The organism is Streptosporangiales bacterium (assembly GCA_009379955.1).
Lineage (GTDB): Bacteria > Actinomycetota > Actinomycetes > Streptosporangiales > WHST01 > WHST01.
Genome location: WHST01000027.1, coordinates 11,820 through 25,322 on the forward strand (window position 1 = coordinate 11,820; position 13,503 = coordinate 25,322).

13 protein-coding genes are annotated in these 13,503 nt (G+C 70.2%); 9 read left to right on the forward strand and 4 right to left on the reverse strand.

Annotated elements, in window-relative coordinates:
* Nucleotide 1: 1 nt before the first annotated feature.
* The 3 genes from GEV10_10715 to GEV10_10725 all read left to right on the forward strand — a co-directional run bounded on the left by GEV10_10715 (nt 2) and on the right by GEV10_10725 (nt 3,994).
* Nucleotides 2–1,000 (forward strand): ATP-binding cassette domain-containing protein, encoded by a 999-nt coding sequence (locus GEV10_10715; GenBank protein MQA78930.1) that lies wholly within the window; start codon nt 2–4, stop codon nt 998–1,000.
* A complete protein-coding gene (locus GEV10_10720) occupies nt 997–2,067 on the forward strand; it encodes an ATP-binding cassette domain-containing protein (protein ID MQA78931.1) in 1,071 nt (356 codons plus the stop codon). The genes GEV10_10715 and GEV10_10720 overlap by 4 nt, the downstream gene beginning before the upstream one ends.
* 76 nt (nt 2,068–2,143) lie before the next feature.
* Complete coding sequence (locus tag GEV10_10725; GenBank protein MQA78932.1) at nt 2,144–3,994, forward strand: bifunctional metallophosphatase/5'-nucleotidase; 1,851 nt, start codon at nt 2,144–2,146, stop codon at nt 3,992–3,994.
* Here the strand turns inward: GEV10_10725 and GEV10_10730 are convergent.
* Together GEV10_10730 and GEV10_10735 are read right to left on the reverse strand one after the other, a co-directional pair.
* Nucleotides 3,978–4,448, reverse strand: a complete 471-nt coding sequence (locus GEV10_10730) for a hypothetical protein (GenBank protein ID MQA78933.1) — start codon at nt 4,446–4,448, stop codon at nt 3,978–3,980. The two genes, GEV10_10725 and GEV10_10730, sit on opposite strands and share 17 nt — an antisense overlap.
* A gap of 51 nt (nt 4,449–4,499) precedes the next feature.
* Entirely contained in the window at nt 4,500–5,108 is a 609-nt protein-coding gene (locus tag GEV10_10735) for a TetR family transcriptional regulator (protein ID MQA78934.1), read from the reverse strand.
* A gap of 124 nt (nt 5,109–5,232) precedes the next feature.
* Here GEV10_10735 and GEV10_10740 point away from each other — a divergent pair, with 124 nt between their 5' ends.
* The gene (locus GEV10_10740; GenBank protein MQA78935.1) at nt 5,233–6,030 is read left to right on the forward strand and encodes an SDR family oxidoreductase; all 798 of its coding nucleotides are present in this window, start codon (nt 5,233–5,235) and stop codon (nt 6,028–6,030) included.
* Here GEV10_10740 and GEV10_10745 read toward each other — a convergent pair.
* Both GEV10_10745 and GEV10_10750 read right to left on the reverse strand, forming a co-directional pair.
* Nucleotides 5,959–6,204, reverse strand: coding sequence for a hypothetical protein (locus GEV10_10745; protein ID MQA78936.1), 246 nt, complete (start codon nt 6,202–6,204; stop codon nt 5,959–5,961). The two genes, GEV10_10740 and GEV10_10745, sit on opposite strands and share 72 nt — an antisense overlap.
* Before the next feature lie 185 nt (nt 6,205–6,389).
* Entirely contained in the window at nt 6,390–7,301 is a 912-nt protein-coding gene (locus GEV10_10750) for a Dna2/Cas4 domain-containing protein (GenBank protein MQA78937.1), read from the reverse strand.
* 213 nt (nt 7,302–7,514) lie between these two features.
* Here GEV10_10750 and GEV10_10755 point away from each other — a divergent pair, with 213 nt between their 5' ends.
* From GEV10_10755 to GEV10_10775, 5 genes are all read left to right on the forward strand, one after another.
* A complete protein-coding gene (locus tag GEV10_10755) occupies nt 7,515–8,627 on the forward strand; it encodes a site-2 protease family protein (GenBank protein ID MQA78938.1) in 1,113 nt (370 codons plus the stop codon).
* Nucleotides 8,628–8,802: 175 nt separating this feature from the next.
* Nucleotides 8,803–9,699 carry a tRNA (adenine-N1)-methyltransferase gene (locus tag GEV10_10760; GenBank protein ID MQA78939.1) on the forward strand — a complete coding sequence of 299 codons (897 nt, stop codon included), beginning with the start codon at nt 8,803–8,805 and terminating at the stop codon, nt 9,697–9,699.
* Nucleotides 9,700–9,790: 91 nt separating this feature from the next.
* Nucleotides 9,791–11,557, forward strand: a complete 1,767-nt coding sequence (arc, locus tag GEV10_10765; protein ID MQA78940.1) for a proteasome ATPase — start codon at nt 9,791–9,793, stop codon at nt 11,555–11,557.
* A 25-nt stretch (nt 11,558–11,582) separates the two neighbouring features.
* The gene (locus GEV10_10770) at nt 11,583–13,100 is read left to right on the forward strand and encodes a proteasome accessory factor PafA2 (GenBank protein ID MQA78941.1); all 1,518 of its coding nucleotides are present in this window, start codon (nt 11,583–11,585) and stop codon (nt 13,098–13,100) included.
* A 107-nt stretch (nt 13,101–13,207) separates the two neighbouring features.
* The gene (locus GEV10_10775) at nt 13,208–13,420 is read left to right on the forward strand and encodes a ubiquitin-like protein Pup (protein MQA78942.1); all 213 of its coding nucleotides are present in this window, start codon (nt 13,208–13,210) and stop codon (nt 13,418–13,420) included.
* Nucleotides 13,421–13,503 lie beyond the last annotated feature (83 nt).

The window sequence follows — 13,503 nt, forward strand, 5'->3', positions numbered from 1 at the left end:
GGTGGCCCTGCTCGAGGTGGACGAGCTGCGTGTGACGTTCCACCGCAGGGGACGGGCGGACGTCCACGCCGTCGACGGCGTGTCGTTGTCCGTCGAGCCGGGGGCGACCGTCGGGCTCGTCGGCGAGTCCGGCTGCGGCAAGTCGGTGACGTCCTTGGCGGTCATGGGCCTGCTGCCCAAGCGCGGGGCCAGGGTCGAGGGCAGCGTACGGTTCGACGGTCGCGACCTGCTCGGCCTCGGCGACGACGAGATGCGCTCCCTGCGCGGCCGCGACATCGCCATGGTGTTCCAGGACCCGATGTCCTCGCTCAACCCGGTCGTCCCCGTCGGCGTGCAGGTCACCGAGGTGCTCGAACGGCACCGGGGGATGAAGGGGCAGCAGGCGAAGCGACAGGCCGAGGAGCTGCTGACCCGGGTCGGCATCCCCGACCCGCGGCGCCGGCTCCGCGACTACCCGCACCAGCTGTCCGGCGGCATGCGCCAGCGCGCGCTCATCGCGATCGCCCTCGCGTGCCAGCCGCGGCTGCTCATCGCCGACGAGCCGACCACCGCGCTCGACGTCACGATCCAGGCGCAGATCCTCGAGCTGCTCAGGGAGCTGGTCGTCGACTCGGGCACGGCCCTGGTGATGATCACCCACGACCTCGGCGTCGTCGCCGGCCTGTGTGACTCGGTCAACGTCATGTACGCCGGGCGTGTGGTCGAGTCAGCCGACCGGCGCGAGCTGTTCGGTCAGCCGCGACACCCGTACACCGGTGGCCTGCTCGCCTCGGTGCCGCGGCTCGACTCCCCGCGCGGCGAGCCGCTGCATCCCATCCCGGGGTCTCCGCGCGACACGTTGCCCTGGACGTCGGGCTGCGCGTTCGCGCCGCGCTGCGGCAACGAGGTCGAGTCGTGCCGCACCACGACGCCGCACCTCGTCGCCGACGAGCTGCGCGCGGCCCACCGGCTGCGCTGCCACAACCCGTTGCCCGTCGAGCGGGAGGAGGCGCGCGTGTGAACGCAGAAGTTGACGAGCGAGCCGAGGGCGACGGTCCGCTGTTGTCCGTCCGCGGGCTGAAGGTGCACTTCCCGATCACCCGCGGGCTGCTCTTCGATCGCGCGGTGGGTTACGTGAAGGCGGTCGACGGCGTCGACCTCGACGTCCACCGCGGTGCCACCTACGGGCTCGTCGGGGAGTCCGGCTGCGGCAAGAGCACCCTGGGCCGGGCGATCCTGCGCCTCGTCGAGCCGACCGCGGGCGAGGTCGTGTTCGACGGCGTCGACGTCGCGCAGCTCGCGGGTGAGCGGCTGCGCCGGGCCAGGGCACGCATGCAGATGGTGTTCCAGGACCCGATGGCCAGCCTCGATCCGCGGCAGAGCGTGAGCTCCCTGCTCCGCGAGCCGATGCAGGCCCACGGCATGACCGGCGGACGGGGCGACCTCGACCGGCGGGTGAGGGAGCTGCTCGACATCGTCGGCCTGCCGTCCGACGCCGCGGGCCGCTACCCGCACGAGTTCTCCGGCGGCCAGCGGCAGCGCATCGGCATCGCGCGGGCGATCGCCCTGAACCCGGAGATGCTCATCGCGGACGAGCCGGTGTCCGCACTCGACGTCTCCATCCAGGCGCAGGTGATCAACCTGCTCGAGCAGCTGCAGGACCAGCTCGGCCTCACCTACCTGGTGATCGCGCACGACCTCGCGGTGGTGCGGCACATCAGCGACGTCATCGGCGTCATGTACCTCGGCGGCATCGTCGAGGAGGCGCCGTCCGACGAGCTCTACCGCACGCCGATGCACCCGTACACGATCGCGCTGATGTCCGCCGTGCCGATCCCCGACCCCGACGTCGAGGACCGGCGGCAGCGCATCATCCTCACCGGTGACCTGCCGTCGCCGGCCAACCCGCCCGCGGGATGCCGGTTCCACACCCGGTGCCCGTTCCGGCAGGAGACCCGCTGCCACGACGAGCGACCCGAGCTGCGCGAGCTGCGCACCGGCCACCGCGTCGCGTGCCACTATGCCGAAGACGTCCTCGCCGGCCGCATCACGCCGCATGAGCCGGCGGCGTCACTCACGGAAAGTTGACCCGCTGGTACGCCCGCCCGGTGGGGGCTACTGTTCGACCTGCCCCCGCGCCAGGTACGTCCGAAGGAGAACGGGTATGTTCCCAACCCGCCGGCCCGCCACGCTCGCCGTGGCCGTCGCCCTCATCGCCGGCCTGACGGTCACGCCGGGCACGGCGAACGCGGCCCCCGACCGCGCCGCCAAGACCGACTTCACGTTGACGGTCCTCCACGGCAACGACTTCGAGTCGCAGCTCCTCGGCGTCGACGGCGACACCGACGGTGACGGCACGATCGGCGAGGACGAGGTCAACGCGTACGGCAGCGCCTCGCGCACCGTCACGATGTTCGACCAGCTCCGCAAGGAGGCGCGCAAGGCGCGCAAGGGCGACGGCCCGGGCGAGGGGAAGAAGCGCGGCGTGCTCAGCGTCAGCGGCGGCGACAACTTCCTCGGCGGGCCCGAGTTCGCGGCGAGCATGGAGAAGGGCGTGCCGTTCTACGACAGCCTCGCCGTGCGCAACATGGACCTCGACACCTCGGCGATCGGCAACCACGAGTTCGACTTCGGGCCCGACACGCTGGCCGACTTCATCGAGGGCTTCGAGGGCGACCCGCCGTTCATCTCGACGAACCTCGACTTCAGCAAGGAGCCGCGCCTCGACGCGCTCGTCGACTCGCGTGACATCAGGCGGAGCAGGATCATCTTCACCGGCGGCACGCGGGTCGGCGTCATCGGCATCACCACGCCCGAGCTGCCGACCATCAGCAGCCCGCGTGACGTCGTCGTGCAGACCGAGATCGCGAAGCTCGTCAACCGCAAGGCGGCCTACTTCACCAAGCTCGGCATCGACAAGATCGTCCTGGTCAGCCACCTGCAGGACATCGACAACGAGCTGGCGCTCGTGCCGTCGTTGCGCAACGTCGACGCCGTCATCGGTGCCGGCGGCGGCGAGATCCTCGCGGACGAAGGCGACGCTCTGGTGCCCGGGGATCAGGCCGAGCGCGGCTACCCGCTCTGGGCCGACGACGCGACCGGCGCGCGGGTGCCCGTCGCCACGACGACGGGCGACTACAAGTACGTCGGCAACCTCGTCCTCGGTTTCGACAAGTCGGGCCGGCTGACCGGTGCCGACGACGACGCGAGCAAGCCGGTGCGGGTCTCCGGCGTAGGCGACGACGCCGTCGCGCAGGACCCCGAGACCCTCGCGCAGGTCGAGAAGCCGGTCGGGGAGTACGTCGCCTCGCTCGCCGAGACGGTCGTGGCGAACACCGACGTTCCGCTCGACGGCGTCCGCAACAACGTCCGGAGCAGGGAGACCAACCTCGGTGACCTGCTCGCCGACGCCCTGCGCTGGACCGGTGCCGAGCAGGCCGAGGAGTACGGCGTCGTCGAGCCGGTCGTCGGCATCCAGAACGCCGGCGGAATTCGCAACGACTCGGTGATCCAGACCGGGCCGGTCACGGCCCTGAACACCTACGAGGTGGCGCCGTTCGCCAACTTCGTGTCGGTGATCCCCGAGGTGCCGCGCGACACCTTCCGCCAGCTGCTCGAGCGCGGCGTGGCGGCGTCACCGGAGGCGGCGGGCCCGTTCATCCAGATCTCGGGCGCGAAGTTCACGTACGACACCAGCCAGCAGGCGCAGGTGGTGAACGAGACGACGGGTGAGATCACCACGCCCGGCGCCCGGGTGCAGCGCGTCGAGCTCGATGACGGCACGGTGGTCGTCGACGGCGGCGAGGTCGTCGACGGTGCGGCGATCTCCGTCGCGACCAACGACTTCTCCGCGCGCGGCGGCGACGCGTACCCGCTCGCGGGCCTCGACTTCGTGCCGGTGGGCAAGACCTACCAGCAGGCGCTGCAGGAGTACCTCACCACCGGCCTGTCCGGTCAGGTGACCGCGGCCGACTACCCCGAGGGCGGAGAGGGACGCATCACCGCGGTCGGCTAGCCGTCGCGGGTACCGGCGGAGTCGCGACGACCGGCTTGGTGAACCAGCCGCCGCAAGTCAGCAGCAGTCCGAGCACGGCCAGGCAGCCGAAGAAGATCCTCGCCACGAGGACCGCTGTCGGTGACAGCATCGTGGCGTCGACGCCCGACTCGATCGTGGTCGGCGCGGCGATGAGGAGGAGTCCACGGAGGGCGACGAACCAGCCGAACAGTGACACCGTGACGGCCAGCGGGCCGCGCCAGTTGCGGTGTCCGCCGATGATGACCAGACCTCCACCCAGCATCGCCGCGCCGAGCATCAGGATCAGGGCGGGCTGGGCGAACAGGTCGCCGACCAACCCGGTCAACTCGGGCAGGCGAATCGCGTAGACGGTCGTGAAGATGGCGAGGTAGGGCCCGATCACGCGGGCGAACGCGCGGGTGCGTAGCTGCGCCTCGATGCCTGCGGACGGCATGTTCTGCTCCTTGTCTCCGACCTTGTCTTCCGGTCGGTCGGTCATCGGTCGTTACGGCTCGAGATGTCGGTCACGAGTGTCAGGGCGGTAGCCGACCTGGCGGAGCACAGCACGCAGGAACTGCTCGGCATCGGCGGCCGTACCGGTATCGGGGCGAGTGGCCAGGTGCTGCCAGACCGCGCCGGTGAGGGTGTCCAGCAGGACGTCCACGTCGGTGTCGGCGGGCAGGCTGCCGTGTGCGCGGGCTTGCTCGAGCACGGCCAGGCGGGAGCGGTCGCGTGACTCCCCGAACCCGGTGCGGTAGGCCCGGGCGAGTTCGGGGAAGTCGTCGATCGCGCCGTAGAGCCGGCGCAGCAGGCGGCGTTGGCGCGGGTCGGCGAGGGCGTGCGCCCAGCCGGCCAGCAGCTGTTCGACGTCATGGATCTCCGGCGAGCGCGGTGGATTGCCGTACGCCGCCTCGATCGTCGCGATCAGCAGCCGGGTCTTGTCCGGGAAGCGCCGGTACACGGTGGCCCGGGTGACTCCGGCCCGCTTGGCGACCTGCTCGACGCTGGTCGCGTCGACGCCGCGCTCGATCAGCAGGTCGAGCGCGGCACCCAGGATGGCGGCGTCGGCGTCCTTGCTCCGCGGTCGGCCCGCAGGTCGAGAGCGAGTACTCATTTTCTTACGATACAGCACTGCACTGTATTGTAAACCAGGACGCTGATCCACTAAGGAGTTGACCGTTCAACCTCACGGCGGATTCTCGCCGGACACCGCGCCCGCCTCCGGCCAGGCTGGCGTCATGGATCTCGAACTGAAGGACCGCACCGCCCTGGTCACCGGGGGCAGCAAGGGCATCGGACTGGCGATCGCGACGACGCTCGCCGAGGAGGGGGCGAAGGTCGTGGTCGGCTCCCGCCACGGCAGCCGGGAGCTCGATCGACTGGGTGAGTCGCACGAGCTCGTCGCCGTCGACGTCGACCTCGGTACTCCTGAGGGACCCGACCGGTTGGTACGCGCGGCCGTCGAGGCGCACGGCGGGATCGATGTCCTGGTCAACAACGTGGCCGTGAGCGAGCCCGCGCCGTCGATCGGGGAGTTCACCGACGAGCAGTGGGACCGCATCTTCGCCGTCGGCTTCTTCAGCGCGGTGCGCACCGTCCGCGCCGCGGTGCCGGCGATGCTCGGCCGCGACGGTGCGTCCGTCGTCACGATCAGCTCGCTCAACGCGCGGCTGCCGGCCGCGATGATCGCGCCGTACAGCGCGGCGAAGGCGGCGTTGTCGAACTTCACCAAGTCGCTCGCGGAGGAGCTGGGACCGCAGGGTATCCGGGTCAACACCGTGTCGCCCGGCCCTGTCCGTACCCCGATGTGGACCGGTCCGGGCGGGTTCGGGCACCTGTTCGCCGCGCAGGCGGACACCACCGTCGACGACGTGATGGACCGGGTGCTCCCCGAGTCGATGGGCATCACGACGGGACGGGTGAGCGAGCCGCGGGAGGTGGCGGACCTCGTCGCGTTCCTCGCCTCACGACGGGCGGCGAACATCACCGGCGCCGACCACGTGATCGACGGGGGTATGCACAAGAGCGTCGGCTGACCGGCGCGTACCGGGCGGGCGGTACATCTCGGCCAGCGCGCGCACGAGCTCGGGACGCTGCTCCGGGCTCGCGCCGCGCAGGACGATGACGAGGGCGAGCAGGCGGGTGAGTGCGTAGACCGCGGCACCGAGGCCGCTGGCGAGTGCTGCGTAGAACAGTGCGTGGGAAGTCACGACCAGCCCCATGATCACTCCGACAGGTAGATCCGTCGAAGGTCTCTCCCGCCACGTGAGGGGCTGGTCGGCTCGCCACGTGGCCGGCCGCACCGGGCTCTCGCCGTGGTGACGACACGACCGTTGTCGGGGATACTCCCCTTCGCTGTTCGGGGCCTATCGTACCCCGACGTCGCCGGGGGAGGTCAGATCTCGTCGGGAGAGCGCCGCGGCGAGGGTGCGTCGGCGAGGGGGTCGGCGGCGTCGGTCACCTCCGGTGTGGGCAGCGGGGGCGGCGTGCCGCCGAACTCCGGGCACAGCGCCTGGAAGCTGCACCAGTCGCACAACCTGCTCTGCCTGGGTCGCCAGTCCTGACGCTCCATCGCCCGCTCGATCGCCTGCCACAACGCCTCGATCTTGCGCTGGGTGGCCAGCAGGTCGTGCTCGTCCGGCTGGTACCTGAGCACCTCGCCGTTGCCGAGGTACATCAGCTGCAGCAGGCGCGGCATGCGGCCGAGCTGACGCCACAGCACCAGGGCGTAGAACCGCATCTGGAACATGGCCTTGGCCTCGAACAGCTCGGACGGCGCCTTGCCCGTCTTGTAGTCGACGATGCGCACCTCGCCGGTGGGCGCGATGTCGAGCCGGTCGACGTAGCCGCGCAGCCGCAGGCCGGACTCCAGGACGGTCTCGACGTAGAGCTCGCGTTCGGCGGGCTCGAGCCGGCTGGGGTCTTCGAGGTCGAAGTAGGTGGCGAGCAGGTCACGCGCGCCCGCCAGCCAGGCGTCGCGCTCGGCCGGCTCCTCGGCGTCGAACAGCTCCGCCAGGCCCGGCTCGGCCTCGACGAGGGCGTCCCACCGAGGGCCGATCAGCTCCGTCGCCTGCGCCAGCGTGCGGTCGGCGGGCGGCAGGTCGTAGAGCCGCTCGAGCACCGAGTGCACCACGGTGCCGCGTGCGGCCGCGGTGCTCGGCTGCTCGGGGAGCTTGTCGATGACCCGGAACCGGAACAGCAGGGGACAGGTCATGAAGTCGCCGGCCCGGCTGGGGGACAGCGTGGGCGGCCGTGGCTCGACCGGTTCGACGGCCTCGACTTCGCCGTCAGCCGTCTCGGCGGCCATGTCCACGCTCATACCCAGCACCATAGGCGCGCACGCCGACAACTCGCCCGCCATCCCCAGGGCGTGTCGGCACCGGTGGCGCCCAGGGAACGTCCAGGCCGACCGCGTAGCCTTGAGCGATGGACCTCCATGCGAGCGCGCATGACTCAGCCAGACGCACCTGACCGCAGCACCGGCGACCGTCGCGACGACGCTCCCGACACGTCGTCGCGCATGCTCGGCGGCGGCTTCCTCGTGGGCCGGCCGTTCGGCATCCCGGTCTACATCTCGCCGAGCTGGCTGCTCGTCGCGGCCCTCATCACCTTCACGTTCGGACCGTACGTCGAGACGCGGCTGCCGGACATCGGCACGTGGAAGTGGGCGGTGTCGTTCGCGTACGCCGCGTTCCTGCTGCTCTCGGTCTTCGTGCACGAGCTCAGCCACTCGGTCGTCGCGCTCCGGCTCGGGCTGAAGGTCCGCCAGATCACGCTCTGGCTGCTCGGCGGCGTGTCCACACTCGACGAGCCCGACACCCCAGGCAAGGAGTTCCTCATCGCGGGCGCCGGGCCCGCGGCGTCGATCGTCGTCGGAGCGCTCGCGTTCGGCGGGTTCGTCGCGCTGCCCGAGGGCACGGTGCTCGGGCTGCTCGCCGGCCAGCTCGCGTTCGTCAACTTCGTGCTCGCGCTGTTCAACCTGCTGCCCGGCCTGCCCCTCGACGGCGGCGCGCTCGTACGGTCGCTGGTCTGGAAGGTGTCCGGTCGCCGGTCGACGGGCACGAGGGTCGCGGGATGGGCCGGTCGGGGCCTCGCCCTGCTGGTGCTGCTGGCGGCCGTCGGCAGGGGCACCCTGTTCGGCGGCGGCGAGCCCAGTGTCCTCGACATCGTCTGGGGCGGTCTCATCGCGATGTTCCTCTGGACGGGCGCGTCGCAGGTGCTCCGCGTGCAGCAGGTGCGGTCTCGGCTGCCCAAGGCCCGCGCCCGCAGCCTCGCGCGGCCGGCGCTGAGCGTGCCGGGCGACCTGCCGCTCGGTGAGGCGATCAGGCGGGCCAGGGAGGCGGGCAAGCGCGCGCTGGTGGTGACCGACTCGCTCGGCCGTCCGACGGGCATCGTGAACGAGCAGGCCGTCGCCGCCACGCCCGAGGCGCGGTGGCCATGGATGGCGGTCTCGGCGCTGTCGCGTTCGGTCGACGACTCCGTGGTACTCACCGCCGACCTCGACGGCGAGGAGCTGGTCCACGCGATGCAGCGGCGGCCGTCGCCGGAGTACCTCGTCGTCGAGCCGGGCACCGACGATCTCGTCGGCGTGATCGCGACCGCCGACGTCGAACGGGTCGTCGCCACCTCCTGAGTGCACGGCCGCGTCCCGCCGCACGGTCGCTCTCCAGCACACGGTGAGGGGCACCCTCACCGTGTGATCCCACCCGTGAACGGCACCCTCACCGTGCCCTGGTGCGGTGAGGGTGCCCCTCACGGGTCGAGGAGCGCGGTGAGGGTGCCGTCCACCTGGTGGATACGGTGGCGCGATGACCGTCCCCATCCAGGAGCCCGGCGAGCCCACCGGGCTGGCGCATCGGCGTGGGCCGTTCCGCGTGGGCGACGTGGTGCAGCTGACCGACACCAAGGGCAGGCGCCACTCGCTCGTCCTGGAGGTCGGCAGGCAGTTCCACACCCACCACGGCGCCATCGCGCACGACGACCTGCTCGGACACCCCGAGGGGATCGTCGTGAAGAGCACGTCGGGCAGCGGCTACCTCGCGTTCCGGCCGCTGCTCGCCGACTACGTCCTGCGGATGGGCAGGGGAGCAGCCGTCGTCTACCCGAAGGATTCGGCGCAGATCGTCTCGATCGCCGACATCTTTCCCGGTGCGCGGGTCGTGGAGGCGGGCGCCGGCTCCGGGGCGCTGACCTGCTGGTTGCTGCGCGCGGTCGGCGACAGCGGCAGTGTCGCGTCGTACGAGCAGCGCGACGACTTCGCCGCCATCGCGAAGAAGAACGTCGAGCGGTTCTTCGGCGGTCCGCACCCGGCATGGCGGCTGACGGTGGGAGAGCTGACGGCGAGTCTGCGCGAGCCCGAGGTCGACCGGGTCGTGCTCGACATGCTCGCCCCGTGGGACTGCCTGGCCGCGGTCAGCCGCGTCCTCGTCCCCGGCGGCGTGCTGTGCGCGTACGTCGCCACGACCACCCAGCTCTCCCGGGTGGTCGAAGCCCTGCGTGAGACCGGTGAGTTCGACGAGCCGGCGGCGACCGAGACCATGATGCGCGGCTGGCACGTCGAGGGTCTGGCCGTCCGACCAGACCACCGGATGGTCGGTCACACCGGCTTCCTCGTGACCGCGCGGCGGATGGCTCCGGGCGTCGCACCGCCGCCCAGGAAGAGGCGTCCGGCGAAAGGTGCCAGCGCGGGCGGAGCGGAGACTTGATCTGCGACGGACGGTCGATGAGACTCTGCGCGACGGCCCTTGCGCCTGTAGGGTCGTAGTGGTGGAAGTGTGAGCGAGGAGGTGAACGCGCGTGTCAGCTGACGAGCAGGACGGAGCGCGCGCGGCGCGCCACGAGCAGGAGGTCCGCGACCTCACGGCGCAGATCTCGTACCTCGAGGAAGAGCTCGCCGCGTCTCGGAGCCGCAGTCCCGAGACCGCACGGAGCATTCGCACACTCGAACATCGACTCGCGGCGACCGAGAGTTCGCTCGCCCAGGAGAGCTCGCAGAACGAGCGCCTCACCGCGACCCTGCGGGAGGCACGCGAGCACATCGTGTCGCTGAAGGAGGAGATCGACCGGTTGGCGCAGCCGCCGGCGAGCTTCGGCGCGTTCCTCGGCGTCAACGAGGACGGCACGATCGACGTGTTCACCGGTGGCCGCAAGCTACGCGTCACGGCCAGTCCGAACATCGAGGTCGAGCAGCTCAGGCCCGGCCAAGAGGTGATGCTCAACGAGGCGATGAACGCCGTCGAGAGCCTCTCGTTCGAGCAGGTCGGCGACGTCGTCACGCTCAAGGAGCTGCTCGCCGACGGCGATCGCGCCCTGGTGATCGGCCACACCGACGAGGAGCGGATCGCGCGCCTCGCCGACACGCTGCGCGATCAGCAGATCCGCGCCGGCGACGCGCTGTTGATGGACTCCAGGTCGGGCTTCGTCTACGAGCGCATCCCGAAGTCCGAGGTCGAGGAGCTCGTCCTCGAAGAGGTGCCCGACATCGACTACACGTCGATCGGCGGACTCAGCAACCAGATCGAGCAGATCCGCGACGCCGTCGAGCTGCCGTACCTGCACCGCGAGCTGTTCGTGGAGCACGAGCTGCGGCCGCCGAAGGGCGTGCTGCTGTACGGCCCACCCGGGTGCGGCAAGACCCTCATCGCGAAGGCGGTGGCCAACAGCCTCGCCAAGAAGGTCGCCGACCGTACGGGTCGCGGCAACGGCAAGTCGTACTTCCTCAACATCAAGGGTCCCGAGCTGCTGAACAAGTACGTCGGCGAGACCGAGCGGCACATCCGCCTGGTCTTCCAGCGGGCCAGGGAGAAGGCGACCGAGGGCACGCCGGTCATCGTGTTCTTCGACGAGATGGACTCCATCTTCCGCACCCGCGGCTCCGGGGTCAGCTCCGACGTCGAGAACACGATCGTCCCGCAGCTGCTCAGCGAGATCGACGGTGTCGAGGGCCTCGAGAACGTCATCGTGATCGGGGCGTCCAACCGCGAGGACATGATCGACCCCGCGATCCTGCGGCCCGGCCGCCTCGACGTGAAGATCAAGATCGAGCGTCCCGACGCCGAGTCGGCGCGTGACATCTTCTCGAAGTACGTCACCGCGAAGCTCCCGCTGCACCCCGACGACATGCGGGAGTTCGGCGGGGATCCGGGGGCGTGCGTGCAGGCGATGATCGACCGGATCGTCGAGCGCATGTACTCCGAGGTCGAGGAGAACCGCTTCCTCGAGGTGACCTACGCCAACGGCGACAAAGAGACCCTGTACTTCAAGGACTTCAACTCCGGCGCGATGATCCAGAACATCGTCGACCGGGGAAAAAAGATGGCCATCAAGGACTTCCTGTCGACCGGCCAGAAGGGCCTGCGCGTCCAGCACCTGCTCCAGGCGATCGTGGACGAGTTCAAGGAGAACGAGGACCTGCCCAACACGACCAACCCCGACGACTGGGCGCGGATCTCGGGCAAGAAGGGTGAGCGGATCGTCTACATCCGTACCCTGGTCTCCGGCAAGGAGGGTGTCTCGGAAGGCCGGTCCATCGACACGGTGGCCAACACGGGGCAGTACCTCTAGGAGTCTAGGTAACGAGGAGGCGGGCGTGAGTGTTCGCCGGGTGATGGGCATCGAGACCGAGTACGGCGTTTCCGTACCCGGTCAGCCGGGCGCGAACGCGATGCTGACGTCGTCTCAGATCGTGAACTCCTACCCGACGGCCGCGGCGGCGCGTGCGCGCCGCGCGCGGTGGGACTTCGAGGAGGAGACCCCGCTGCGCGACGCCCGGGGCTTCGACGTCCAGCGCGACGTGGCCGACGCCAGCCAGCTCACCGACGAGGACCTCGGGCTCGCCAACGTCATCCTGCCCAACGGCGCACGCCTCTACGTCGACCACGCGCACCCTGAGTACTCCGCGCCCGAGTGCACCAACCCGCGCGACGCCACCCTGTGGGACAAGGCGGGCGAACGGGTGATGCTGGAGGCACTCCGCCGGTCCGCCCAGGTGCCGGGGGCGCCGCCGATCGTCCTCTACAAGAACAACACCGACAACAAGGGCGCGTCGTACGGCTGCCACGAGAACTACCTGATGCGCCGCGCGACCCCGTTCGCCGACATCGTCAGGCACCTCACGCCGTTCTTCGTGAGCCGGCCCGTGTTCGCCGGTGCGGGCCGGGTCGGCAGGGGACAGGACGGCACCAAGACCGGGTTCCAGCTCAGCCAGCGGGCCGACTTCTTCGAGGTCGAGGTCGGTCTCGAGACCACGCTCAAGCGCCCGCTCATCAACACGAGAGACGAGCCGCACGCCGACGCAGAGAAGTACCGCAGGCTGCACGTCATCGTCGGCGACGCGAACATGAGCGAGATCGCCACGTACCTCAAGCTCGGCACCACCTCGCTCGTGCTGGCGATGATCGAGGACTCCTGGCTGTCCGACGACCTCAGCGTCGTGCAGCCGGTCTCGGCGTTCCACGCGGTCTCGCACGACCCGGGGCTCACCCACCAGCTGACCCTGCACGACGGTCGGCGCATGACCGGCCTGCAGCTGCAGATGGAGTACCTCGAGCAGGCGCGCAAGTATGTCGAGGACCGCTACGGCACCGACGTCGACGACGTGACCAGCGACGTCCTCGACCGGTGGGAGTCCGTGCTCGACCGGCTGGCGAGCGACCCGATGCAGCTGCGCCAGGAGCTCGACTGGGTGGCGAAGCTGGCGCTGCTCGAGGGTTACCGGACACGTGACAAGCTCGAGTGGGATCACCCGCGGCTGCAGCTCGTCGACCTCCAGTACACCGACATCCGGCCCGAGAAGGGCCTCTACGCGCGCCTCGTCGGGCGCGGCGCGATGAAGCGCCTGTTCACCGACGACGAGGTCGCGGACGCCGAGTCGCACCCGCCCGAGGACACCCGCGCGTACTTCAGGGGCAGGTGCCTCGCGAAGTACGCCGACCAGGTGGCCGCCGCCTCCTGGGACTCCGTGATCTTCGACGTGCCCGAGCACGAGTCGCTGCAGCGGGTGCCGATGATGGAGCCGCTGCGCGGCACCCGTGCGCACGTCGGCGAGCTGCTCGACAGGTGCGACACGGCGGGCGAGCTCGTCGCGATCCTCACCGAGCCGCACTGACCCGGCGGATCACGTCACCGTATCGAGTCGCGCCCCGACCACGCGTTGTCGACCGGTTCGCCGCGCGAGTCGATAGTGTCTGAGTGTGCGACTCCCTTGGAGGTGTCATGGCTGGTAAGGAGACCGCCGGCGGTCAGCGACGCGTCAACCGGCAGAAGGAGGAGACCGAAGAGGTCGAGGCCGAGACGGACACTGACGTCCAGGAACGGCATGAGAAGCTCAACGAAGACGTCGACGCGATCCTCGAGGACATCGACGAGGTGCTCGAGGAGAACGCCGAGGAGTTCGTCCGCCAGTACGTCCAGAAGGGCGGCGAGTAGACCCCGGCTGTGCTGGCTGATTACCAACCCGACTCGACAGTAGCGGCTCCGTTCTCTCGAAGCGGCGGGGTTGCAGGCTACTT